Origin of the sequence: Mesorhizobium sp. M0208 (genome assembly GCF_040322015.1) — a bacterium.
Taxonomy (GTDB): domain Bacteria; phylum Pseudomonadota; class Alphaproteobacteria; order Rhizobiales; family Rhizobiaceae; genus Mesorhizobium.
On record NZ_JAMYSP010000009.1, the window covers coordinates 152,002 to 175,443 of the forward strand.

The 23,442-nt window shown below is 60.7% G+C and carries 20 protein-coding genes; 12 read left to right on the forward strand and 8 right to left on the reverse strand.

Annotated features, from left to right (window positions below):
- Positions 1-104 precede the first annotated feature (104 nt).
- Entirely contained in the window at positions 105-1,283 is a 1,179-nt protein-coding gene (locus NKJ17_RS12250; RefSeq protein ID WP_352506845.1) for a DUF3095 domain-containing protein, read from the reverse strand.
- 74 nt (positions 1,284-1,357) lie between these two features.
- On the opposite strand from NKJ17_RS12250, the gene NKJ17_RS12255 reads away from it, so the two are divergent.
- Both NKJ17_RS12255 and NKJ17_RS12260 read left to right on the forward strand, forming a co-directional pair.
- Positions 1,358-2,446: a glycosyltransferase family 4 protein gene (locus NKJ17_RS12255; RefSeq protein ID WP_352506844.1), complete on the forward strand. Its 1,089-nt coding sequence runs from the start codon at positions 1,358-1,360 to the stop codon at positions 2,444-2,446.
- The gene (locus NKJ17_RS12260) at positions 2,443-3,219 is read left to right on the forward strand and encodes a polysaccharide deacetylase family protein (protein ID WP_352688526.1); all 777 of its coding nucleotides are present in this window, start codon (positions 2,443-2,445) and stop codon (positions 3,217-3,219) included. Before NKJ17_RS12255 ends, NKJ17_RS12260 begins: the two co-directional genes overlap by 4 nt.
- Positions 3,220-3,270: 51 nt before the next feature.
- Here NKJ17_RS12260 and NKJ17_RS12265 read toward each other — a convergent pair whose 3' ends face one another.
- The 3 genes from NKJ17_RS12265 to NKJ17_RS12275 all read right to left on the reverse strand — a co-directional run bounded on the left by NKJ17_RS12265 (position 3,271) and on the right by NKJ17_RS12275 (position 7,568).
- Positions 3,271-4,125 (reverse strand): MBL fold metallo-hydrolase, encoded by an 855-nt coding sequence (locus NKJ17_RS12265; RefSeq protein WP_352506842.1) that lies wholly within the window; start codon positions 4,123-4,125, stop codon positions 3,271-3,273.
- A 122-nt stretch (positions 4,126-4,247) separates the two neighbouring features.
- Positions 4,248-4,697, reverse strand: coding sequence for a cyclic nucleotide-binding domain-containing protein (locus NKJ17_RS12270; RefSeq protein ID WP_023675957.1), 450 nt, complete (start codon positions 4,695-4,697; stop codon positions 4,248-4,250).
- 156 nt (positions 4,698-4,853) lie between these two features.
- Positions 4,854-7,568, reverse strand: coding sequence for an ABC transporter transmembrane domain-containing protein (locus NKJ17_RS12275; RefSeq protein WP_352688528.1), 2,715 nt, complete (start codon positions 7,566-7,568; stop codon positions 4,854-4,856).
- A 29-nt stretch (positions 7,569-7,597) separates the two neighbouring features.
- Here NKJ17_RS12275 and NKJ17_RS12280 point away from each other — a divergent pair, with 29 nt between their 5' ends.
- Positions 7,598-7,891, forward strand: a complete 294-nt coding sequence (locus tag NKJ17_RS12280) for a hypothetical protein (RefSeq protein ID WP_352506840.1) — start codon at positions 7,598-7,600, stop codon at positions 7,889-7,891.
- A 145-nt stretch (positions 7,892-8,036) separates the two neighbouring features.
- Complete coding sequence (locus NKJ17_RS12285; RefSeq protein WP_352506912.1) at positions 8,037-8,705, forward strand: class I SAM-dependent methyltransferase; 669 nt, start codon at positions 8,037-8,039, stop codon at positions 8,703-8,705.
- A 98-nt stretch (positions 8,706-8,803) separates the two neighbouring features.
- Here NKJ17_RS12285 and NKJ17_RS12290 read toward each other — a convergent pair whose 3' ends face one another.
- The 4 genes from NKJ17_RS12290 to NKJ17_RS12305 form a co-directional block, all read right to left on the reverse strand.
- Positions 8,804-10,000 (reverse strand): glycosyltransferase family protein, encoded by a 1,197-nt coding sequence (locus NKJ17_RS12290; RefSeq protein ID WP_352506839.1) that lies wholly within the window; start codon positions 9,998-10,000, stop codon positions 8,804-8,806.
- Positions 9,997-11,241 (reverse strand): glycosyltransferase, encoded by a 1,245-nt coding sequence (locus tag NKJ17_RS12295; RefSeq protein ID WP_352506838.1) that lies wholly within the window; start codon positions 11,239-11,241, stop codon positions 9,997-9,999. Before NKJ17_RS12295 ends, NKJ17_RS12290 begins: the two co-directional genes overlap by 4 nt.
- Position 11,242: 1 nt before the next feature.
- A complete protein-coding gene (locus NKJ17_RS12300; RefSeq protein WP_352475773.1) occupies positions 11,243-12,457 on the reverse strand; it encodes a glycosyltransferase family protein in 1,215 nt (404 codons plus the stop codon).
- A gap of 1,137 nt (positions 12,458-13,594) precedes the next feature.
- Positions 13,595-15,655 carry a N,N-dimethylformamidase beta subunit family domain-containing protein gene (locus NKJ17_RS12305; RefSeq protein ID WP_352688530.1) on the reverse strand — a complete coding sequence of 687 codons (2,061 nt, stop codon included), beginning with the start codon at positions 15,653-15,655 and terminating at the stop codon, positions 13,595-13,597.
- 198 nt (positions 15,656-15,853) lie between these two features.
- Here NKJ17_RS12305 and NKJ17_RS12310 point away from each other — a divergent pair, with 198 nt between their 5' ends.
- The 8 genes from NKJ17_RS12310 (at position 15,854) to NKJ17_RS12345 (ending at position 23,411) form a co-directional block, all read left to right on the forward strand.
- Entirely contained in the window at positions 15,854-16,627 is a 774-nt protein-coding gene (locus NKJ17_RS12310; protein WP_352506836.1) for an SDR family NAD(P)-dependent oxidoreductase, read from the forward strand.
- 80 nt (positions 16,628-16,707) lie between these two features.
- Positions 16,708-18,030, forward strand: coding sequence for a histidinol dehydrogenase (gene hisD / locus NKJ17_RS12315; protein WP_352506835.1), 1,323 nt, complete (start codon positions 16,708-16,710; stop codon positions 18,028-18,030).
- A 15-nt stretch (positions 18,031-18,045) separates the two neighbouring features.
- Positions 18,046-19,068, forward strand: coding sequence for a zinc-dependent alcohol dehydrogenase (locus NKJ17_RS12320; protein WP_352506834.1), 1,023 nt, complete (start codon positions 18,046-18,048; stop codon positions 19,066-19,068).
- 30 nt (positions 19,069-19,098) lie between these two features.
- On the forward strand, positions 19,099-19,830 hold the full coding sequence (gene hutC / locus NKJ17_RS12325; protein WP_352506833.1) for a histidine utilization transcriptional repressor HutC: 732 nt from the start codon (positions 19,099-19,101) through the stop codon (positions 19,828-19,830).
- Between the two features lie 224 nt (positions 19,831-20,054).
- Positions 20,055-21,056: an ABC transporter substrate-binding protein gene (locus NKJ17_RS12330; protein ID WP_502895563.1), complete on the forward strand. Its 1,002-nt coding sequence runs from the start codon at positions 20,055-20,057 to the stop codon at positions 21,054-21,056.
- Between the two features lie 97 nt (positions 21,057-21,153).
- Positions 21,154-21,951: an ABC transporter permease gene (locus NKJ17_RS12335; protein ID WP_352688555.1), complete on the forward strand. Its 798-nt coding sequence runs from the start codon at positions 21,154-21,156 to the stop codon at positions 21,949-21,951.
- Positions 21,952-21,961: 10 nt separating this feature from the next.
- The gene (locus NKJ17_RS12340) at positions 21,962-22,744 is read left to right on the forward strand and encodes an ABC transporter ATP-binding protein (protein WP_352506832.1); all 783 of its coding nucleotides are present in this window, start codon (positions 21,962-21,964) and stop codon (positions 22,742-22,744) included.
- A 265-nt stretch (positions 22,745-23,009) separates the two neighbouring features.
- Positions 23,010-23,411, forward strand: a complete 402-nt coding sequence (locus tag NKJ17_RS12345) for a YciI family protein (RefSeq protein ID WP_352475767.1) — start codon at positions 23,010-23,012, stop codon at positions 23,409-23,411.
- Positions 23,412-23,442 lie beyond the last annotated feature (31 nt).

Genomic DNA, 23,442 nt, shown 5'->3' on the forward strand with positions numbered 1-23,442 from the left:
AATGTGCTTCCCGTCAATTCGGACAGGCCGTCCGCTTCCATGGTGAGGCTCACCGCTCCCAAGAGCCCCGAGGCATATTGCGGAAAATCGATGTCCGCAAGCCGTCAGACCGGCACCTTCGCCTTAAGGCTTGCGGCAGCCATCGCATAGCCGCCGGCGGCGCCATCGATGAAATGAACGTGATCGCGCTGCAGCGGCGATGCGACGAGGCATGTCATCAAGGCCGATTTCTGGCGGTGCAGGCCATAGTTGCAGATGCCCGCCTCTTCCGCCTGTTTCAGCCGGTTCTCGATCCGTTGCAATACATCCGCGTCAACGTCGATGGTCATCTTCAAGCCATCGTCGAACTTCCGGAAATCCGAATTGCTGGCCACTTCGCGTTTGTAGATCTTCGGATCGAATCTGCCGATCGTCCAGCCATATCTATCCGTAACAGCCGTAAGCGTCATCAGGAACACTATCCACAGCTTCGACAGCCACCGCCGTCCTGCCGGCGCCATGGCCCGCGCCTCGATATCGAGGCCGGCGGGCAGCAAACTGTAGTCCGGCCCGTTCACTGGCACCGGGTGGCCATCGCGTTCCTGCCTGCCGGCTAGGGCGATAATGTCGGAAACCAGAAACTGAAAACCGCGCAAGTCGCGCGACGCCCCCGGTATGGCTATGATCGAGACAATTTCGCCATGCCGGGCTTCGATTGGGTTCCAGCGGCAGGAGAGGCCGGTCAGATCCGGCCGCGCGCCGGCCGGCGCAGGATCGATGCGGTAGCGCCCCGCTTTCATCTCGGCTTCCGCCCAACTGCCGCCACCTCCGGCGAACATGGCATAGAAGACTGCATCGGAGGCCTGGAACCTCGCCACGCGAACGTCGAGGCCTTGCGCTCTTATATCCTTTATCGGCACGATTGCGGCACGCAAGGTCAGATCCAGTTCGGCCGCCACCCATCTCTGGACAGCCGCCAGCGCGTTGCGGGTGATCTCCAGCGCCGAGCCGGGAAACGCCACGAGCGCGCCGTCGCCGCCGAAGACAAAGGGAAGATCTTGCCTACCCAGCGCATTGAGCAGCGCCGAAATGACGCTGGCACCGGCCATATTGACGGTTTTATAGCGCCCCGCCTCGATCGCCTTGGTAGAGCCGACGATATCTGCGGTGGCCAGCGCCCAGCCATCGGGGAGAGGCCGATAGTTATCGATATCGGCAACGCTTTCGAACCTGGCGAAGACCGGTAGGGAAGCGACAAACGGGTCGGACGCGGCAGCTGTTTCCATGAGCATCAGATAGCACATTCCAGTGCTTGAGGGTGAAGTCGATCATGCTTCGAAATTGACTTGCGCAGGCTTTCCGATGATAGGGTCCGGCGATGCGAATTGCCTTCTACGCGCCGCTGAAGTCGCCCAATCATCCCGTTGCCTCAGGCGACCGTCAGATGGCACGGATGCTGGTCAAGGCGCTGGAGCATGGAGGGCACAGCGTCGAACTGGCATCTGAATTGCGCTTCTATCTACGCGAACCGGATTCGAAAAGTTTCGATGCGCTCAAGGTCGAGGCCCGGGAGGAAGCCGCGCGGCTGGCAGGGCTTTGGGATCGTGACGGCAAGCCCGATCTGTGGTTCACCTATCATCCCTATTACAAGGCGCCCGACCTGATCGGGCCCGAACTGGCGTTGGCCTTTGGTGTTCCCTATGTGACAGCGGAAGCCTCCTATTCGAGGCGGCGCAACACCGGTTTGTGGGCCGATACGCAAGCGTTGGTGGCGCGAGCCGTCGAACAGGCGGCGCTGAACATCTGCTTCACGCAAAGGGATCTTCAGGGACTGGCAGATGCGATACCCGACGCCGCTTTCGGCATGCTTTCGCCCTTCATCGACACATCGCTATTCCGGGAAACACCGGCACGGGGTTGTCCGACGCGCCTCGTTACCGTCGCCATGATGCGCCCGGGCGACAAAGTCGAAAGCTATCGCATGCTGGCGCAGGCGCTCGGTTCGATCGGTCATCTGACCTGGACCATGTCGATCGTCGGGGACGGACCTGCCCGCGAGGAGATCAAAGCGCAATTCGCCGGCTTGCCCGCCGAGCGTATCGAATGGCTTGGCGCGCTTGAGCCAGCCGCCGTGCCGGATGTCCTCTACAGTGGGGGAATTTACGTCTGGCCGGGTTTCGGCGAGGCCTATGGCGTTGCCTATCTTGAAGCACAGGCCGCCGGCCTTCCGGTTGTGGCTCAGGATGTCGCCGGCGTGCCGGAGGTCGTGCGGGATGGCCAGGCCGGGTTTCTCACCCCGCCGGACGATGTGGCGGCGTTCGCTTCTGCCATTGAAAGGCTTCTGACCCGTAACGACGAAAGATCCATCATGGCCGCAGAAGCCAGACGTTTCATCCTCGAAGAACGTTGTCTCGGTGCTGCGGCGGCGCGTCTGGCCGAACTTCTTGCGAAGATCCCGGTCTCATGACATCCGATCAAATCTGGCAACCCTTGGTGGAGGAGCTGGCGAACTGGCAACGGGCGGACCGTAAGGCAGAGTTCTGGCTGCGCGACGATGACGGCGTTGATCCGACGCCTGCGCTTGATCGGTTGCTCGACCTCACTGGTGAATTCGCGGTTCCGGTGACTCTGGCCGTCATTCCCGCCCTGACTGACGAGAAGCTTGTCGTTCGGCTTGACGAGGCGCCGCATGCCACGGTCGCCATCCATGGCTGGGCGCACCGAAATCATGCTCCGGAGGGCCAGAAGAAGCAGGAGCTCGGCGCGCATCGGCCACGCGAGGCGGTGCTCGATGATCTGGCCCGCGGGCTGTCGCACATAACCGGCCTGCACGGCGCACGTGCCGTTCCGATGCTGGTGCCACCCTGGAACAGGATCGACGCCGGCTTGGTATCCGACCTTGGATCGATAGGATTTTCGGCATTGTCGGTCTATGGGCCGCCAAGACCGGCTTCACTTGCGGTCATCAACAGCAATGTCGACATCATGGATTGGCATGGCACGCGCGGCTGCCGCGATCATGGCCTGTTGGTTCAAGCCATCATCGCGCAGTTGCAGCATGCATTCGATGGAGGCGAACCGGCCGGCCTGCTCACCCACCATCTCGTGCATGATGAATCGGCCTGGCTCTTCCTCGAACGGCTGTTCACAGTCACTGCACAGACTGAAGCCTGCGTATGGCTTCCGATCAGGACATTGATCGGGCGCAGCGCCGGTAAAGCAATTCCAGGAAAAGTGTGAATGGTTTTCCGTCCGGAATTGCGTCAAAACAAAGAGATAGAGGAAAACAGCTCAGCGCTTTTTGCGCAATGAGACTGGAAATTTGAGCGTCTGGCCATCCCGCGCGGCAAAAGCGCCGGTAAACCTGTCTTTGGCCAGTTTCTCGATCTCGTCCAGTTCCTCGTCGGTCCGTGTCGGATCGTGGTGAAACAGGGCAAGCCTGCGCGCACCGGCCGCCTCACAGAGCTTGACACCCTCTTGCCATGTCGAGTGCCCGTAACCGCGGCGGCGTTCCATTTCCTCCTCGGTGTAGGTGCAATCGTAAATGACGAGGTCGGCATCTTCGATCAGGCCGAGCACCGCCTGATCGAGTTTGTCCGGCTCGTGCTCAGTGTCTGTGATCATCGCCACGACGCGGCCGCCCCATTCGACCCGGTAGCCTATGCAGCCGCCCGGATGGATAAGACTGCCGGTTCGGACCACCACCCCTTCGCGCGGGCGAAGCACGTCTCCGGATACGAAATCGCGATAGTCGAGGCTTGCCTTGCAGGCTTCCAGTTTCACCGGAAACCACGGCGGCTGCATGAACTCATCGACCATCTGCCGGGTCGTCATGTGTCCTGCAAGATGCCCGGACCAAAGCGTAACCTTGGCGCCCCGATCATAGATCGGCGCAAAAGACGGCAACCCGATGATGTGATCGTAATGGCAATGGGTGAAAAGCAGGTCGAAATCGGTCACGCCCAACGCCTGAAGTGCCGCGCCGGCAGGCCGTAGGCCAGAGCCTGCGTCGAACAGAAGCGTATGCTTACCGCATCGCATTTCGACGCAGATTGAGTTGCCGCCATAGCGAGAGAATTCTGGCCCTGATACCGAAATGCTGCCGCGGACACCCCAAAACCTGACCAGGAAAACGTTGTCGTCCATGCTACCCCTTCGCCCATCATATCCAAACAACCGCTGCTAGGCGAGACAGGCTTTCTCCGGGTGATCTTCTCAGCGAGAGGACAGTGCCGTCACGACGGCGAGGATCGGGCGCACGTCCTTCGTTATTTGGCGCTTCGTGCGTCGATCAGATCCGCGGTCGTATGGCTTAGGCGATCGGCAAGAACCCGCAATATCTCGATGGTCATTTCCGGGAACTCCCTCATAAGCCTCAGGAAATGATCCTTGCGGATTCTCAAGGCTTCCAGCGGACTTGCCGCTCTGACGGTGGCAGTGCGGGAGCTGTTGCACAATATGGCGATCTCGCCAACGATCGAATTTGGCTCCAGTTCGGCAACTTTTATCGGTCCGCTATCGGAATCGACAAGAATATCCGCCCTGCCTGAAAGGATGACATAGGCGGCGTCTCCCTCGTCGCCCTGCCTGAAAAGGATCTGGCCGGCGCTGTAGCTCACACGATCGGATGTGAACGCAAGCAGCTTGAGCTTTGTCGGCTCGATGGCAGAGAACAAGGGAACGCGTTGCAGCATTCCAACTTCATCCTTGAGCAGCATTGTCGCAAACCTTCCAAAATTCGCGTTTGCCAGACTAGAGCAAGGGACGCCAAGATGGAATCAATTCTCTTTCCGAGATGGCGAGGCAAACCACGCGAAAGGTGGCGAGCCCGATGTCGTGCACCGGCAGAATGATCCATCTGAATGTCCGTTGCTCTATGACAACAGTTCCTTGAAGATACCGTTCCCCGCCAAGAGTGTCTCGTGTGTTCCGTCTTCCGCCAATTGACCCGAGTCGAAGACGACAACGCGATCGAACATCATCGCCATTGCCGGATTCGTCACGACCCACACAATTGCCGGCGAATGGCCGTCGCGCCTGGCTTCCTCGAGCACATTTCGCAGCACCTTATCCTGCATGCGCTGGTCGAGCGCCGACAGCGGCCGGTTGAGAATGAGAAAATCGGGACGCTTGAGCAAGGCCCGGGCAACATCGAGCTTCTGTCGCTGTCCACCGGTCAGCCGCCTCCCGCCGGAGCCGACGTTGAAGTCCAGGCCGACATCCAGAAGTTCGCCATAAAGCCCGAGTTCGTCAAGAATGTCATAGACGATGGAGCGTATGCGGTCGGGCGCGTCGGGATGATTGTTGCCCACACGCCCGAACAGGACATTATCCATGACCGTGGCCGCGGCAATGTATTTGGCAGGATCATACCGTTCGATCGCATTGTGCAACTCGGGCGGCAGGTCTTCATAGAACCGGTTGCGTGCAGCGACGATCTTGCTCATCAGCTCGTCGCTCAGCAGGCCGAAGCGGTGCCGGGGCTCGATGTAGGCAAAGCTCAAGGTGACGATCATGGCGCGATCGTTCTCCGAAACCGCCTCGTAGGGACGGTTCTTGAGCCGTTGCAGCAAGGTTTCGTAGGCGGGTATCTCCTCCGCGCTCATGAAGGCGAGCTGCTGGAAGAACTGGTGATCGGGCGGCAGGTCGGCAAACAACTCGATCGCCTGTTTGGCGATCTCCAAGCCCATTTCGTAGAGCGTGCGGTCGAGGCCGGCTTGCCTCAGCACGGAAGCAAAATAGGGATTGGCCGCCAGCGCCCTGTCGGCCAGTTCGGGACCGGCGGCAGCGCCGAAGAGCAGGTTTTGGCCGATCGTTGCTTCCTTGTTGTAGGCGCCCGGTTCGAAAGGAACCACCAGTCCGCTCAGCCCCTCTTGTTCCAGCCGGGTCCGCAGCGCCGCACGCAGTTCGACGATCCGCCTGGCAAGCTCCGTGTGACGCGTGAGGTCAGCTGAAGAGCGCAATCCGAGATCCAGAATGTCACGCGACAGAACAACCGCGTCGAGCACCCGGCGCACGGCTTCAAAGAGGTCGTGCGGGCCGGTAGCGCCAGCGGAAGCATAGTTGATCCAGTCGCCGTGGATATCAAGATCCGGATTGCCCGACCGGCGCGCCTCGTGAATGTTCCAGCGGTGCTGATCTGCCGCAGCACCGTCATAAGGCACCGATGTCAGCGGCGCATGCTTCAACCCGTAGAGCAGGTTGTCGCGGAGGCTTGCCTGGAACAGGAAAACATCCGACGAGGCATACGATATGCGCCGGCCGGTTACTGCTTCGGGGAGTTCAAGCAGGTCGTCGGTGCCCGAAGCGACCTTTCCGCTGTCTGGCCAGATCAGCCGCGCGAAGGCTTCTGCAAGCGCCTCCGCTCCACCTGTTGCGGTACTGACCAGTGCCACCGTCTCACTCGGCTTGACCTGGAGGGAGATACGGTTGAGGAGCATCGCACCGCCATCGTCTGCTATGGACAGATTGATCGCCGACAGCGGTTTGGTCATCGGATCGGGATCGTCGATCGTCAATGCCATGATTTTCGGCGCGATGAGACCTTCGACGGTGAACTGTTCAACGACCTGTTGATATTTGACCTGGACATCCTGCCGATCCTGATCCCAGTCGATCAGTTCCTTCATCGGTCCGGGCAGGTCCTTGTAGGCGCCGATCACGGCCACGAGCTGGCCGACGTCCAGCCGCCCCTGGAGGACCAGATACCCGCCGATCATGTAGAACAGAAAGGGCGTGAGCTGCGCGAGAAAATTGTTGAGGAACTTTACCATGAATTTCCATTGGTAAAGATCGAAGCGGATCTTGAAGATGAGCCCGAGCCGGGCAGCTATGTCGGCGCGCTCGTAGTTTGATGTATCGTGGACGTGAACCGCGCCGATGCCGTCGACGATTTCGCCAACCCGGCCCGAAAGCGCGCGCGCCGTCAACTGCCGTTGGCGCCCGAGCACGATCAGCCGCCGCCGCATTCGCGGGATGAGCACGATCTGGATCGCCACGATCACGACCGCTATCATTCCGAGCCAGACGTTCTGGATCATGATGAACAGCATGGCCGTCAGCGCTTGGCCGCCGAGCAGTACCGGCTGCAGGAAGGCGTCGCCGATGAAGCCGCCCAGCGGCTCCACCTCGTCCTTCACCATGGTCGCCACTTCGGCGGACTTCACCCGCTTGAAGTAAACCGGCGGAAACCGCAGCACGCGGTCGACCAGATCGAAGCGGATACGCCGCAGCATGCGTTCGCCGAGGCGGCCCTTGTAGGTGTTGATGTAGAATTTGAACAGGCCGTTGATGACGACTAGCAAGAGGAACACAAGGCTCAGGGCAAACAGGGTCTCCTCGCGGTCGAGCTGAAAACCGGAGAAGAACTGGACCTCTCCAATGAACGGCAGGTTATAGTGTAGCCTCATGAATGGCTGGGTCGCGCCCGGTTGCTCGAAGCCGCGACCTTGGATCGGTCCGTTGACGATCAGCTTCGGCAGGTCGAAGGACATGAAATACGGGATCATCGAAAGCACGACGATCATCAATATCCAGAGCTGCTGCTTCTTGGTGTGCGTCCAGATATAGCGGGCTAGGCTGGCTTCCATATGCGACTGTGGACCCTTCAGTTGGAAGCATGCAGGATGTAAAAGCACCTGCTGGCGAATGGCGTATCGGCAATTTCTTCATCGCCAGCGACAAGCTCGAAGCTGCCGTGCACGGACATTGCCCCGCGCTCAACTATGCAAGGAACCTGCGAGGCGGCGCGATCCAGTTCCGGCGCATGGTCGATGGCAACGACATGGGCATTGTCGATCGGCGAAGAAAGCAGCTGGCCAAACGATCCGCGGCTTTCGTAGGGCTTTGGCGAACAGCTGAGCAGCACGAGGCCGCAGCTGCGCGGCTGGTGCTGGCGGATGGACGCCGATGATCCGGACAGATGCAACAGGCTCTCTCCGGCACCGGGCAATAGCCAAGCGGCTTGCAGCATGATCACGTCCGCGGAATCAAACAGTCTTGCGGGAGGCAAGATTGCGTTGTGTCGCCCAGAATCCCAACATACAAGACGAATTATGATGGATGTCACGCAACCACGCAATGCCATGGACTGGCACGAGCAAGCCTTGGACCTCACACGGGGAATTGCTGCTTATGTCAACTGCCCTCTCGTGGCAGGGCTGGCGCGCGTCGTCGCCAAGCATCCGAAGGCCGATATTGCCAACGCCTTCAACCACAAGCAGGTCGCCTGCAAGATGTGGGCGCTCGACAGGCTGTTCGAAAGCGGCGGCGGCCGCTTCGGGCGCATATGGGTTCTGGGTGGATGGTACGGCGTATTGCCGGCAATGCTTTTCAACGATGCCCGCTTCGACATCGCGGCGATCGATAGCATCGACATCGATCCTGAAGTCGCGCCGGTCGCCCGGACCCTCAACCGGGAAGCCGGCGACCGGTTCCGGGCGCTGACGGCAGATATGTACGCACTCGACTATGCGGCCGGGCGGCCCGACCTGATGGTCAATACGAGCTGCGAACACATAGCCGATCTGCGCGCCTGGCTTGCTCTGCTTCCGCCGGGCACGAATGTACTGCTGCAATCGAACGATTATTTCAGCGAGCCGACGCACATCAACTGCGTGGCTTCGCTTGCAGCCTTCGAGGAGATGGCGGCGCTACGGGAGGTGCGGTTCTCCGGCGAACTGCCGACAAAAAATTATACGCGCTTCATGCTGATTGGAACTGTTTAATGCATTTCGCCCAAAAGTGCGTAGCGGTTTTGGGACAACGATACGCATAAAAACAGGACTTGAAGCGCGTCGCACGAATCTCACGGACGCTACGCGCGTTAGGATCTATCGTCTGTTTGATCATGAACTTTTCCGAAACCGGGCCCCACATTTAGGGACCATGTTCGATACCGCTCGCGCAGGATTTGCGCCGAGCGACGCGCGCCTTCCAGATCGAGACGATGCGCGGATGGCGTCCGTCCCACAAGCGCCTGTTCGATAGCTTGCGCCAAACCTTCAGGCGTCAGGTCCTTTTCCGTCAGCACCGTTGCAAGACCGAGTTCTTCGAGCATCAGGGCGCGAACCGTCTGTTCGGTTTCCCCGCCGGCTGCAAATGGGACGAGCAGGGAGCGACAACCCGCGCGCAGTACATCGCAGACCGTGTTGTAACCCGCCTGCGAGACTGACAGGCGGGCGCCGGTCAGCAGGCTGGCGAAATCCTCGCGGAACCGGAAGATGGACAGGCCCGGCGTGGCATCGCGTGCGATTGCGTCAAACTCGTCTTTCGGCAGGTTCGGGCCGGTGATCAAACACCATTTCCAAGCGTTGTTGGCATTCCGCGCCGCTGCGATGGTGGAGCTGACAAGGCTCTTTCCGGCAGCCCCGCCGCCAACCGACACCAGAACGTCGAAGCGCTCGGAGGCTGCGGGCGATGGCGGCGCGGCAACGAGCCCTGTGTAGGTGACCTCGGCCCTGATCGCCCCAGCCAATGGAAATGTCTTGTCGATGGTTGCGAAAGCCGGATCGCCGTGGACCATAACAAGGTCGAAATGCCTGTTGATGAGATCGACCGTTTCCTCGTTTCGGCCCGGCTTGACGCGCTCCTGGAGGATATCGCGGACGGACGTCACCAGCGGCGGTCTGGGCGACGTCGCGTCGATGACCTCGATCAGCGGCAAGAGTTCGAAACGCATCTGCCGGCGTCCAAATGGAAACGCCTCGACAATGACGATATCAGGCCTGCAATCCCGGAATGCCTGCAGCAGCATCTCTGAACGCCATTTCTTGAAATCATCGTCGATCGGGTTGCCTTGCAGGTCGACAAGTCCCGAAAATCCTTCATCACCGGAGGTGACAGGTGGCAGGGTTACAGATTTTACCCCCAGTCCTGGAAACCCGGCGATCGGCGCTCCACCGGTCACGACGGTTACGTCAAACCCGTCATCGACCAGAGCCGCCGCAATGCGGCTGGCGCGCGCGAGATGGCCGATGCCGAGCAGGTGCTGGACATAGAAGAAAGCGCGCAGCCGCTTCATTCGGCGGCCCGCCACTCCCGCTCGAACAGTTCCTTGAGCTGTCCAATGCTTGCCATATGATCGAAATTGCCGCGCACGCGCCGCTCTGCGGCGTCGCCGAGGCGGACGCGCAGCACGGGATCGCGGATCAGGCGCTCCAGCGCCTGTGCCAGGGCAATCGGGTTTTCCGTCGGAACCAGCAAGCCGGTTTCATCCGGCGATAAAAGCTCCGGCACGCCGGAAGTATCGGTCGACACGCAGGCAAGGCGCTGGCTAGCCGCCTCCACCAGAACATTCGGCAGACCGTCGCGGTCGCCATTTGCGGTGATCCTGCAGGCCAGGGCGAAGATGTCGGCACGGCGGTAGTGCTCAAGCACCTCCTCCTGCGCAAGCGCGCCTTTCCAAGAGACGCGACCATCCACGCCGAGCTTTTGCGCCAGCGCCTTGAACCGTTCCAGTTCTTCGCCGCCGCCGATATGCTCGAAACGCCACGCCAAATCGCCGGGCAACAGGGCAAGGGCCTCCAGCAACGTGTCGTAACCTTTCTTTTCAACGGCGCGCCCGACACTCAGAACGACAACCGGTTCGTCCGGCGCCGAGCCGTCATGCTGCTTTCGCGCCTCGCCGAAACTGCCGAAGCGATCAAGGTCGAGCCCATGATAGCTCAGATGCACAGACGAGTTGCCGTTAGCGAGTTTTTTCAGACGGTCGAAGCCGGTTTTCGTGCAAGTGACCGTCCAGCGCGCCGAGGAAAGCTTGCCGGCCAGATCCCAGTCCGCCGAAGTCCAGATGTCCTTGGCATGGGCCGAGCAGGTCCAGGGCAGGCCACGAAGCTGGCTGGCATAGCGCGTCACCGATGCAGGCGTGTGCGCGAAATGGGCATGCAGCCAGCCCGCGTTTTCCGGCCATTCGGCCGCCAGCACGAGCGCTTGCCCGAAGCGGCGCGCGCGATTGCGCGTAAAGTCGCGGGGCATATCGGCAGCCAGCGATCCGAGCGCGCGCCAGAAGCCCGGACGCAGCAGATAGGCAAACAGCGAGCGAAGCACGCGCAGCGGCTCTTCATGCAGATATTCCGGCAGATAATGGACGGGCGCTTTGATCTCGTCATGCACGGGGTGGCGTTTTTCGTCGGTCGGCCGCCTGAGCGCGACAAGTATCAGGTCGAACCCCGCACGCTCAAGACCGAGCAATTCCTGCGCGATGAAGGTTTCGGACAGCCGCGGATAACCCTTCAGAACCACGACGATCTTGCGATGTTGCAACTCAGGTCATTCCTTCAATGACTGAAAGGTGATGGCCGGCCCGCCGGTCGAGCAGTTCCGCGACGATTTCGGAAATATGAGGCAGCCCTTCCAGCGTCAGATGCGGATTGCTCTGCGATGGGCGGGGCCGGTCCGGCAGCACCTTCAGTGCATCGGCAAACCGCCGGGAATCCTCGGCTTCTTCCGGCAAAAACATCTCGATGAGGCCGAGTTCGGCCGCGCGCCGTGCGCGGATCAGTTGTTCCTTGCGGGGCTCGACGCGCGGCACGATCAGCGCCGGCTTGTCGAAAGACAGTATCTCGCAATAGGTGTTGTAGCCGCCCATCGCCACTACCGCCTTGGCGCCGGCAATCAGGTCTTCCATGCGGTTGTCGAACTCGATGATCCTGATATAGGGGATCTTGGACCCCTTCTTGAGCAGCTTGTTGCGCTTGCGCGCCGGCATGTAAGGCCCAAGCACGATCAGGGCCCTATGCTGCAATTGCGGATCCTGCTGATAGGCATCGATGACGTCGTGAATCAGATCGGCGCCGTCACCGCCGCCACCGGTGGTAACGAGGATATAGTCGCCCTCGGGCCGATGGCCGGGCAACTCGTTCCGCTGCAGGCTCCGTTGCAGGAAACCGACGAACCTCATCTTTGCCCTGACAGCCGGCGGCACATCCAAGCCGGTCAACGGATCGTAGAAATCCGGCGGGCCATAGGCCCAGACCTTGTCGTAGAACAGGCCTATCTTGCGCATCACGTCCCGGCGTGCCCACTCTGCTTCGAGCAGATGCGGCGCATCCATCACCTCGCGCAGGCCAAGCACCAGCGTGGTGCCCCGCGTCTTGAGGTAGGACAGCGTGTCCTCAATCTCACCGCGCAGGCCGAGCGGTTCCTTGTCGACGATGAAGATATCCGGCCGGAAGGTCTCGGCCGTGTGGCGGATGATCGACTGGCGCATCCTTAGCGTCTCATGCAGATCGATGTCCTTTTCCAGCGAGGTGTATTCGCCGTTGCGCAGCTTGATGACGCTGGGGATCTTCACGAAGTCGACACGGGCACGGTAGTCGAAGGCGCCAGCGATAGTCGCACCCGAAATGATAAGCACCTGAAGTCCGCGGAAATCCTCGACCAGCGAATGCGCGATAGTTCGGCAGCGCTGCAAGTGGCCGAGCCCGAACGTGTCGTGGCTGTACATGAGAATTCGAGCGTTTTCTGCGTGCTGGGTCATTGTTGAACGTCTCTTAGAATTCTCGCTTTGAGGACCGTGAGCGACCCGCCGGCTTCGAAACCATCCTGGTTTTGAAACATGAGGCCGCGATTTTGAATTTGCATTACTTCTGTGGAATGCCTGTCAGATAGGGCTTTCTGATTGCCTGAGTCCGAAACTGGATGGAGGGGCGAATATCGCCTCGGCGGGAGCGGGCCGAGACTCCCCGTTGTTGTTTTGGGATGAATCGAAGGGGAAAGCGGTGTCCAAAAGATCGGCAGAAGTCATCCCTCTTGATTCCAAAGCTGCGGTCTCTCCGAACTCGACGGTTTCGGAGCGGTGAAAGCGAATTCCGCGATCCTGCCCATATAGTCAATTGCTTGATCGGTATACGAAAGGACAGGGTCGCCGGGCGTCGCACGGCACATGTTGTTGCAGAACTCGTTTCGCGCGCCATCGCTCTCGGTCTTGGGAGACCAAAGGTGCTGCCCGTCAATCTCTTGACGGGCGGTCTGATTATGATTCACCGACCAGAACTGAGCCATCTATCGCCCAAGCTAGCCTGAATTTCGCCAGGAATCGAGTGGATGCCAGCGCTCACAACACACCGCCCGCAGCGGGTGTGTGCAGCACCGGTTGCTTGTCGATCGCTATGGCCTCTGGCTAATGCCTTAGCTGGGGCGGTGACGGTACTTTTTGAGACGACCTGAGCGGGCCATCGAACGTCGCGAGGTGCAAAAACCGCTCGATTGGTCCCGACAGTTGGCGAAACCTCAAAATATTTTTGCGACGACTTTAACCTTTAGAATCAAGAGCGTAATTTTTTGACGGCGTTGAAGTCGCCGCGATCGGGGAAAAAATGCGGCATTTCTCTCCTCCCAGTCCGCCCATTGCTGCAAGCCGACGGCATCAATCGCATCCTGCTCGGCTTAGGCAGGCTGCGAAAGCGAGCGAGGTCTTCGGGCTCCATGGTGTAGACGGCAAGAAAGCGGGGTATGCGGCGGTTTTTCCTTCGTGCTGTCAGAAGCATGCTGGCTGCTTAGACTCTTGGAGGGCCCAAGTCACTGCGCAGTACCACTCTCTAAATGCCCGCCCGCTATCGGGGACGCCGCGCTCCTCAAGGTCCCGCAGTCCGCTGGTCAGTACCTTCGCCGAAGGTTATTGATTTTCTCGGCCGGGTTCTCCTTTCGTGGTGCCGAGGCGGTTAAGCAGATTGAGCGTGATCCTGCCGACATCGTTCATGGCGCCTGCGGCTGGCAGCGCGCCGCACCAGGCAACCGAGCTTGCCGAAAAGATCAAGCCGCCTGCTGCGAGCTTTCGCAGGGTCATTTCGGCGCAGCGGCGGGCGATGCGTTGCGTATCGCCGCCCTCATACCAGCGCGTCGGATCCTGGAAGAAGCTGTCCGGAAATCCCGTCGCCCGCGCGATCACGACGGTGTCAGCGGAAGTGCCGAGGGCTGGATCTGTCGCATCCACTTCGTAGCCCGCGGCACCACCCAGCACGATGCCGTCCGTGCCGAAGGTCGCATTTTCAACGCCTTCGAACAGCCATGCGAATCCTGCTTCACGGCTTTCCTCAGTGCGCGTGAAGGGGCGCGCGCCTTCGAATCCCATCAGTGAGATCGCGCCACCGATCAGCGAGAATTCGCCTCGGCCGCGCGAGCGGAGATAGCCGCCTGGTTCGTTGGTGATCGACAGCGCCTGTTCGGCGACCGGGCCCTCCCAGGTGCGGCCTGCCTCCAGCGGCGAGCGCCGCAGCTCCATCAGGTCGTCCTTGAAAGCCACAGTGGCAGCGAAGCCGTTTCCGCCGAGATAGGCGATGCTGCCGCCTTCGGCCACAAACTGCCGCAGCGCCTGCTCCATCTCGATCGACATATATTCGGGGTGACTGCCGGTGACGACGGCTTGATGTCGACGCAGACCGTCTATGCCGCATTCGTGCAAGTCGTGATCGGTCAGGACGTCAAACATGATTCCATTTCCGTGGCAGAATCGGAGGAAGTGCAGATCGACCGGCAAATTGTGTGGGCAGCCGCAGAGCGGATAGTCGTAATCGTCCCTGAGCGTCACTTTCGGCTTTTTGTAGGAACAGATGGAAACACCGCTAAGGTCGGAATGGTAGTCGTAAAGAGATTTCAGATTGTTGGCGATCGCGAAGCGATGTCCCCGGTCGTCGCCTTTCCATTCATAAAGATGATCCGGGAGATATTCGTCGGCATAAGCGAGATAGGTGGCCGTCGGCACGAGATACAACAGCGGCGACGAGCCCTGTGACGAGGTGACGAAGAACACCACGCGTTCGTCGCCACCCTCCCATTCGACCTGGAACGCGTAGACGCCTGGGTGTGCGTTTTCAGGGATCGTCACGCGGTGTGATGCCGGCCACTCAAGCGGGCCGATGTCGTCGTCGTGGCAATGGATAGCGTCGTAGTGCGACGGCACCAAGCGAGGCTCGAAGCTCGATCCGTCCCAGCGTGCCGAAGTCACGCAGAAGGCTGGCTGATTGATCACATCTAGGAGCAGCGGATCTGCTCCGCCCGACGACAGGATCGGTTGCGTTGGTAACAGCGTCGGGAAATCCCAGGCAACAGTCCCCTGTGGGGTGTCGAGCCGGATCGCAGCAAATTTCGCGTTGAGGGTAGGTTCGTGGTTGGTGGCACTTGCGCCGAAATGGATGCCGTGCCCTTGGAGGTTCCACGCCGGGCTGCCAAAACCTTCACGGAGTTCGTAAGGCGCGAGAAGATCATGGGATTTGATGCGCAGACGCGATTGTTCCTGCCGCAGATCCAACTCGACAGTGAGCCACACACCGGTTGGCGCCTTCTTCTCGACAAGGGTTTCGTCACCGATTTCCACGACTAATGCGCCGTCGCGGAGGCGCAGCCCGACGGCGCCTGCCTCCAGGATCGTGCGCGCACCTTCGTTGCGCGTGAGGAACAGCTCAAAACGTATACCGTGGAGGGCTTGTACTTTGGCCAGTTCGCCGGGCCGCACGAACAGGAACGACCCCTGGTCGAAATGCCGACGCCGTGCTTCACCTATTGTTTCGATGGCCCAGGTGAGAAATTCCGGAGCCGGCTTGTCGAGCCGGCAAATTCGTGTGGCCTTTATCGGCCGATCGCATGACAGGCTGAGCTTGATCCGCTGGCCTGCTTTGGCACTCCAGGGGGTGGTATAGCCAACCACGCTCATCGCGTCGTGGTCTACTGCGCGCTTCATATATCCCTCCCGATGAACTCCAGATGGGCTGGGGCGAACCGCGTAGACCGGTCCGATGTCGGCCAATGCGCTGCCGCTCTGACAAGCAGAGTTTCGCATGGCGCACTACAGCCATGATGTACATGCTTGTATAGATAAGCTGCATTCGGATAGTCTCGACGTGATCGGTCCAAGCGCGACATTACCAAGGAGGATGACATGCGCAACGCATCTCTCTTCGATCTGTCAGGCAGGAAGGCGCTTGTAACCGGCGCAAGCCGTGGCATCGGGCGCAGCATCGCCGAGGCGCTCAGCGCGGCCGGCGCCGACGTCGCCGTCACGGCGCGCAGCGTGACCTCGCTCGAGAAGACGATGGCCGCTATCCGCACCGCCGGCGGGGTCGCGCACGCCGTCGCCCTGGACGTCACTGACGTCGACCGGTGCCGGGCGGCGACAGCCGAGGCCGGCAGCCTGCTCGGAGGTCTCGATATTCTCGTCAACAATGCAGGTACGGAAGAGGTCCGGCCTTCACTCGATGTCGACGAGGCCTTGTGGGACAGGATTGTCGATACGAATCTCAAAGGCGCCTTCTTCTGCGCCCAGGCCGCTGCGCGGCAGATGAGAGACGCCGGACGGCCCGGCGTCATTATCAATCTCTGTTCGTTAACTTCCGAGGTTGGGGTTCCCACGGCGGTGCCGTACGGCTCGTCGAAATCAGGCCTCCTCGGCATGACGCGGGCGCTTGCGGCGGAGTGGGCCGATCTTGGGATCCGGGTCAACGCCATTGCGCCTGGCTATTTCAGGACAGCGATGACAGACGTGTTGTACAGCAACCAGGCATGGCAGCAATCGATGCTCGCCAAGATTCCGCAGCGCCGTTTTGGTGATCTCCCGGACCTGCACGGAATCGCGGTGTTCCTCGCTTCGGATGCGGCAGCCTACATAACCGGCCAGTCCATTCCCGTGGATGGAGGCTTTCTCGCATCGATTTGAAGGCTTCAGGGGCTGGAGATGTGTCCCAGAAGTGATCGACAAGCGCTAACCGTAATTGCGTCCTAAGAAAAGGAGCCGCCATGTCTGACGTCAGCTTCCACCGCCTGTCATCCCTCAGTGTCGATCAGCGGTCCAGTTTACTGAAACGCGCAGAAGGAGATCTGTCTTCCTTCATCGAAAAGGTCCGTCCAATCATCAAGGCCGTCAAGGATGAAGGTGACACGGCCTTGCTCCGGTTTGCGCGCGAACTCGACAAAGCCGATGTTGCCGAGGGTGGGCTGAAAGTTTCGGAAGCGGAGTTCGACGCGGCATTCGACAAGGTCGACAAGGATGTCGTGGAGAGTATCCGGTTCGGCATTGAGAACATAAGGCATTTCCACGAGGAGCAGCGCCCGGAAACGATGTGGCTCAAGGAAGTTCGGCCGGGCGCCTATGCGGGTGACCGATACACACCGATTGCTTCCGTTGCGCTTTATGTTCCGCGCGGCAAAGGCGCCTTCCCCTCGGTGACGATGATGACCTCGGTTCCGGCGGTGATTGCCGGGGTTCCCCAGATCGCGATCGTGACGCCTGCGACTTCGGATGGTTCCGTCGACGCCGCGACGCTGGTTGCTGCCCGCATTGCCGGCGTGGAGACCGTGTACAAGTGCGGCGGCGCCCATGCGGTCGCCGCCGTCGCCTATGGAACCGAGACCGTGAAGCCTGCCGTGAAGATCGTCGGGCCGGGGAGCCCGTGGGTGGTGGCGGCAAAGAGCGTGTTGTCCCCGATCATCAACACAGGCCTGCCTGCCGGCCCGTCCGAAGCGATCATCTTTGCCGATGACAGCGTCGACGGCGGCCTGGCCGCTCTTGACCTGTTGATAGAGGCCGAGCACGGCCCGGATTCGTCGGCCTATCTGGTGACGCATAGCCGCAAGGTCGCCGAAGCCGCGTTGATTGCGATACCGGAACACTGGTCCCGAATGAGCGAACAGCGTGTGGAGTTCTCGCGCGCGGTGCTGACTGGAAAGCGCGGCGGCATCGTGCTGACCGAGTCGCTGGAGGACAGCTACCGTTTCATCAACGATTATGCCCCGGAGCACCTCGAGATTCTGTCAACGGAGCCATTTGCGCACCTTGGACGTATCACAGAAGCCGCCGAGATCCTAATGGGACCGCACACGCCGGTGACCCTCGCTAACTTCGTCCTGGGACCCAATGCGGTGCTGCCGACCAGCCGGTGGGCGCGAACCTTTGGACCGCTTTCGGTGACGGATTTCGTCAAGAGATCGTCGGTCGGCTATGTGACCTCGGCGGCCTATCCGGAACTCGCGTTGCATGCCCGCAGGCTCGCCCGCTACGAAGGGTTCAGCTCGCATGAGAACGCGGTTTCGGAGATCCGCGATCGCTATCTCGCCGGCTGAGCGGAAACGATGACGATGAGGGCGGCGCGACTCCATGGACCCGGCGACCTGCGCGTCGAGGATATCGCCGCGCCAGCCGCTCCCGAGCCAGGCTGGGTGAAGCTGAGGGTCGATGCCGCAGGCATTTGCGGTTCCGATCTTCACAACTTTCGCACGGGCCAATGGATAAGCCGGGCGCCCTCGACGGCTGGCCATGAGCTGACAGGCACGGTGATCGCTATCGGCGAGGGCGTGGACATCGTCGCTGTTGGCGACCGCGTGGTCGCCGATTCCCGTTTCTGGTGTGGAGAATGCGCGCAATGCCATGCAGGCAGGCGGCACCTTTGCACGTCGCTGGGCTTTGTCGGCGAGATATGCGACGGCGGATTTGCCGAACAGGCGGTCCTGCCCGCACGCCTGCTGCACGTCGTCGATGCCGCGCTTGACGAACGGGTCGCTGCGATGGCCGAGCCGCTGGCTGTAGCGTTGCACGCAGTGCGGCGTCTGCCGAAAACGGCCGGCTCCGTTCTTGTGGTCGGCTGCGGGACTATTGGCGGGCTTGCCGCACTGCTGCTTTCCCGGACATTCGCAGGTACCGTGCTCGTCGCCGATCGCAACCCTGGCCGATGCGCCCGGGTGGCGCGGGTGACCGGCGCCAGCATCGTCGACTTGAACCGGGACGCCATTGCCGCCGCCACCGCGGATGCCCCCCTGCTTGCTGCCGTCGAAGCGACCGGCAGCATCGCAGCACTCAGCCAGTTGCTCGGCGTTCTCGATGCCGGTGGCACCGTTGCGATGGTCGGCATATTCCATGGGCGCCTCGACATCGATCCCAACATCCTGGTTGAACGCGAAATCGCATTGCTGGGATGCCACGCCTTTGCCGATGAGCTTCCCGACGCCATTCGGATGCTCGGCGAATTGACCGAGCCCATGGTCGAACTGATCGACCGCGAGATCGGCCTGGATGATGTTCCCGCAGCCTATGAGCGGCTGTTGGCGGGGCAGGGCGATGGTTTGAAAACAATCATCCGGATGCGGTCTTCCGGGCGCGTGTGATTTCCGAACGTTGCCGGAAAGGATTTTGAAATGATCACTTTGCCCGATACCGCCAGCCCTCTTTACGAGAAGGTCAAGGACTACATCCTGACGAACATCGGAATGGGCCAATGGAGCAAGGACCGGAAGCTGCCGTCCGAAAATGAATTCGTGGCGACACTCGGCGTGTCTCGTATGACGGTCCATCGTGCCTTGCGGGAGTTGACCTCTGCGGGTTTTCTGATCCGGCTCCAGGGCGTCGGCACATTCATCGCGCCACCTCGACCGCAATCAGCACTGATCGAGATCAACAACATCGCGGCGGAAATTGTCGCGCGGGGAAACAGGCATCGCTCCGAGGTTATCGTGCTCGAAAAGATCACGCCGACAAAGGAGCTCGCGCTTTCCTTCGAGTTCGCAAAACGCGCGCCGGTCTATCATTCCATCGTCGTCAACTTCGAGAACGACCTGCCTGTGCAACTGGAAGAGCGTTTCGTGAACCCGGGCCTGATACCCGACTATGACAAGCAGGACTTTTCCAAGACAGCAACCTACGACTACCTCATGCAGAAAACCCCGGTGACGGAGGTCGAGCACATCATCTCGGCGACCCCTGCCGATGCCGAGACGGCGCGGCATCTGGGCATCGATGTCGGCAGCTGCTGCCTGTTTCTGCATCGCCGGACATGGACGGGCGCCATCGTTGCCACGATCAGCAAGCTGACTTACGTTGGCAGCCGCTACTCGCTTGGCAGCCGGTATTCTCCGTCTAAAAAAACTTGATCGCAGTGAAGCGAATCAGACTCGGAAGGAGGGGTCTAACTTGTATATGCATGTATGTATTTAGCCTTGACATCCGCTATTGCTAACGTTGAAGTGTCGTCGCACTTTCGTTGAACGGGCAGCTAAGATGCCGAGGCACGGTGCCGCAAGAGCAGACGCCGGCATTCTCACCAGGCCGGAGTTTGGTTCAAAAAAGCGGCGTGATCATCAAGGGGAACAAGATGATGCGTAATCTAGCAGGACAATTTCGGGCGCTCGTTATGGCTGCTGCTGTCGGGTTTGCCCCGGCGGCCTACGCGGCCGACACGACAATTCCGGCGACGCCTGAGGCAGGAACGTTCAAGATCGGCATCGAGCCATGGCTGGGCTACGGCCAGTGGCACGTCGCCGAGGCCAAGGGCCTGTTCAAGGCAAGCGGGCTGTCCGACGTGCAGATCGTGAACTTCGCGGAGGACAAGGATATCAACGCCGCCCTGGCGAGCGGCCAGCTCGATGCCGCCAACATCGCGACGCACACGGCTATGGGAATGGTTGCGGCCGGCCTGCCGGTGAAGATCGTGCTTCTGCTCGACGTCAGCATGACGGCAGACGCCATGATCGCCGGCAAGGACATCGCCACCGTCGCCGACCTCAAGGGCAAACAGGTTGCTTTTGAGGAAGGCACGACGAGCGACATCCTGCTCAAATACGCGCTCGCCAAGAACGGCATGTCGATCGCCGATGTCCAGCCGGTTCCAATGCCGGCGGCGGATGCCGGCAGCGCCTTGATCGCCGGCCAGGTTCCAGTCGCAGTCACCTATGAGCCTTATCTGACCGCGGCAAGAGCGCAGAACAAAGACCTCAAGCTGCTCTTCACCGCGGGCGAAGATCCCGGCCTGATCAGTGACGTATTCGTGGTGCGCGACGAGGTGATCAAGTCGCGTCCCGGCCAGGTGCTTGCCATGATCAAGACCTGGGATGCGGCCCTGAAGGCCTACAACGCCGACACGCCCGACGGCCGGGCGATCATCTCCAAGGCGGTCGGGTCGAGCGTCGAAGACCTCAACACCGCCTTTGATGGCGTGCGTTACTATACTCTCGCCGAAAACAAGGATGCGCTGACCGGGGAGTTCTCCACCAAGACATTTGCGGATGTAGAGGCGGCCGCCAAGAACGCCGGGCTGCTGCAGGCGGACGTGACGCCGGAACAGATGATCGACCCGTCATTCGTCAAGGCCGCGAAATGACGAGGGCCGGCTCGCGGTGGTGACGCAAATGTCCGAGCAGCGTGCGACCGAGCCAAGCCCGTCTCACGCAGCGCCGGGGCCGGCGATCAAACAGCCGATGCGCCGTCGCCGCTCCTCCGGGCTCGGCGCGCCCATCGCACGCTCGCGCTTCCTGATGATAGCAGTGGCCGTCTTTGCCGGCCTCGGCCTCGCCTGGTGGGCGGCAACGGGGCTGGGACTGGTAAAGCCAATTTTCCTGCCGTCGCCGGGAAGCGTGGTGACCCAGCTCGGCAAGCTCTCGGGTGACGGCACGCTATGGCTGGATCTCAGGACCTCGATATACCGTATTTCTGTTGGCTTTCTCATCGCCTCCGCATTGGCGATTCCGATCGGCGTGCTGATCGGCAGCTTCAGAACCTGGGAAGCGGCGATCGAGCCACTTGTGGATTTCATCCGCTACATGCCGGTGGTCGCTTTCGTGCCTCTCTCCATCCTGTGGTCGGGGACGGGCGATGCCCAGAAATTCCTGATCATCTTCATAGGCACCTTCTTCCAGCAGGTGCTGATGATCATGGACAATGTGAAGCGGGTTCCCGCTGATTTCATCGGCCTTGGCAGGACGCTCGGCCTGCCGGATCGCAAGATCCTGACGCGCATCGTCGTTCCCAGCGCCTTGCCAGGCATCTGGGATACGTTGCGCATAAGTCTCGGCTGGGCATGGACCTGGCTGGTGTTGGCGGAACTTGTCGCGGCGACATCAGGCCTCGGCTACCGCATCACCGTGTCCCAGCGCTATTTCCAGACAAACACCATCATCGGCTACATCCTGCTGCTGGGCGTGCTTGGCCTCATTACCGACCAGGTCATGAAGGCACTGGGAAAAGTGCTGTTCCGGCAGGAGGGCCACGTGCAATGAGGCCGGGCCGATGAGTTTGCCCAAACTGCGGATCGAAGGCCTCCACAAAAGCTTCGGCACGGGCGCACGGCGCACGGAAGTGCTGCGCGATATCAATCTCGATCTTGCCGACAACGAGTTCGTCTCGCTGGTGGGCACGTCGGGTTGCGGCAAGAGCACGCTGCTGTCGATCGTTGCCGGACTGCAGGATTTCGACGCGGGAGATCTTGCTATCGATGGTGCGCCCATCCTGCGGCCGGGCCTCGACCGCGGCGTCGTCTTTCAGTCCTACACCCTGCTTCCCTGGCTGACGGCGCAGCAGAACATCGAGTTCGCGCTCAAGGCCGCGGGTCATGACCGCGCGACCTGCCGCAGGATAGCGCGCGAGCATCTCGATCTGGTCAAGCTCCCTCATAGCGCCAATCGCTATCCATCTGAGCTTTCTGGCGGCATGAAGCAGCGCGTGGCCATAGCGCGTGCCCTTTCCTATCGACCCAAAATGCTTCTGATGGACGAGCCCTTTGGCGCGCTCGATGCCTTGACCAGGCATCAGATGCAGGAACTCCTGACGCAGATCTGGGAGGAGCACAGGCTCACCGTGCTCTTCGTCACCCATGATGTGGAAGAAGCCGTCTACCTGTCGGACCGCATCGTCGTGATGGGGATCGGGCCGGGACGCATCATGCAGACCTTCAATGTCGATATCGAGCGCCCGCGCCGGGAAGAGGTCATGGAAACTCCGGCCTTCATGGATTTGCAGCGCCGCGTGCACAAGGCGATCCGCGAGGCTTCTAAACGTCCCGAAATGGTTTAGGCAGGCCACTCATGCGTGTCGGGTCCAAGAGCGGAACCAACGCGGCTGGACGCGGAGGACTTTAGCGTAGAATTACTTACAATCCGCGACCAGCGTAGCGCCCAATCTCGATATCGCGCCATCGCGACCCCTGACCAGGGGAGCAGCCATCGGCATCTTTCTCTTCAAGCTCGAAAAAAAATCTGCAGGACAATGTCGATTTCCTAAACTCCGTTCGTCGTTTCGCTGCCGGTCGGTGAGGCCGGCTCAAACAAGGAGACAGACGATGCGTGTGATGGTGCTCGTGAAGGCTACCGAGGACAGCGAAAAGGGCTTTCTCCCGACGCCCGAGGCGAAAGAGGCGATGGAGGCGATGGGCAGATTTAACGACGAGCTGCGCAATGCCGGCATCTTGCTCGACGCCGACGGCCTCAAGCCCTCCTCGCAGGGCAAGCGCGTTGCGTTCGATGGTCCCCGCCGGACGGTCATCGACGGGCCTTTCGCCGAGACCCGCGAACTGGTCGCCGGTTTTTGGCTCTGGGAAGTCAAGGACATGGACGAGGCGGTCGCCTGGGTGAAGCGCTGCCCCAATCCCATGCCGGGACCGAGCGAGATCGAAATCCGGCCGCTGTACGAGATGGCTGATTGGCAATGGGAATCTGACGCCGGAGGTCACGGAAATCCGTGACCGGACGCGCGAGAAGCGTAGCGGCAACTGA

What these genes read in the sequence shown, in the direction of transcription:
- NKJ17_RS12250 (WP_352506845.1), bottom strand. Translation starts at nt 1,283, where the DNA reads ATGTGCTATCTGATGCTCATGGAAACAGCTGCCGCGTCCGACCCGTTT.
- NKJ17_RS12255 (WP_352506844.1), top strand. Translation starts at nt 1,358, where the DNA reads ATGCGAATTGCCTTCTACGCGCCGCTGAAGTCGCCCAATCATCCCGTT.
- NKJ17_RS12260 (WP_352688526.1), top strand. Translation starts at nt 2,443, where the DNA reads ATGACATCCGATCAAATCTGGCAACCCTTGGTGGAGGAGCTGGCGAAC.
- NKJ17_RS12265 (WP_352506842.1), bottom strand. Translation starts at nt 4,125, where the DNA reads ATGGACGACAACGTTTTCCTGGTCAGGTTTTGGGGTGTCCGCGGCAGC.
- NKJ17_RS12270 (WP_023675957.1), bottom strand. Translation starts at nt 4,697, where the DNA reads ATGCTGCTCAAGGATGAAGTTGGAATGCTGCAACGCGTTCCCTTGTTC.
- NKJ17_RS12275 (WP_352688528.1), bottom strand. Translation starts at nt 7,568, where the DNA reads ATGGAAGCCAGCCTAGCCCGCTATATCTGGACGCACACCAAGAAGCAG.
- NKJ17_RS12280 (WP_352506840.1), top strand. Translation starts at nt 7,598, where the DNA reads ATGCAGGATGTAAAAGCACCTGCTGGCGAATGGCGTATCGGCAATTTC.
- NKJ17_RS12285 (WP_352506912.1), top strand. Translation starts at nt 8,037, where the DNA reads ATGGATGTCACGCAACCACGCAATGCCATGGACTGGCACGAGCAAGCC.
- NKJ17_RS12290 (WP_352506839.1), bottom strand. Translation starts at nt 10,000, where the DNA reads ATGAAGCGGCTGCGCGCTTTCTTCTATGTCCAGCACCTGCTCGGCATC.
- NKJ17_RS12300 (WP_352475773.1), bottom strand. Translation starts at nt 12,457, where the DNA reads ATGACCCAGCACGCAGAAAACGCTCGAATTCTCATGTACAGCCACGAC.
- NKJ17_RS12305 (WP_352688530.1), bottom strand. Translation starts at nt 15,655, where the DNA reads ATGAAGCGCGCAGTAGACCACGACGCGATGAGCGTGGTTGGCTATACC.
- NKJ17_RS12310 (WP_352506836.1), top strand. Translation starts at nt 15,854, where the DNA reads ATGCGCAACGCATCTCTCTTCGATCTGTCAGGCAGGAAGGCGCTTGTA.
- hisD (WP_352506835.1), top strand. Translation starts at nt 16,708, where the DNA reads ATGTCTGACGTCAGCTTCCACCGCCTGTCATCCCTCAGTGTCGATCAG.
- NKJ17_RS12320 (WP_352506834.1), top strand. Translation starts at nt 18,046, where the DNA reads ATGAGGGCGGCGCGACTCCATGGACCCGGCGACCTGCGCGTCGAGGAT.
- hutC (WP_352506833.1), top strand. Translation starts at nt 19,099, where the DNA reads ATGATCACTTTGCCCGATACCGCCAGCCCTCTTTACGAGAAGGTCAAG.
- NKJ17_RS12330 (WP_502895563.1), top strand. Translation starts at nt 20,055, where the DNA reads ATGCGTAATCTAGCAGGACAATTTCGGGCGCTCGTTATGGCTGCTGCT.
- NKJ17_RS12335 (WP_352688555.1), top strand. Translation starts at nt 21,154, where the DNA reads ATGCGCCGTCGCCGCTCCTCCGGGCTCGGCGCGCCCATCGCACGCTCG.
- NKJ17_RS12340 (WP_352506832.1), top strand. Translation starts at nt 21,962, where the DNA reads ATGAGTTTGCCCAAACTGCGGATCGAAGGCCTCCACAAAAGCTTCGGC.
- NKJ17_RS12345 (WP_352475767.1), top strand. Translation starts at nt 23,010, where the DNA reads ATGCGTGTGATGGTGCTCGTGAAGGCTACCGAGGACAGCGAAAAGGGC.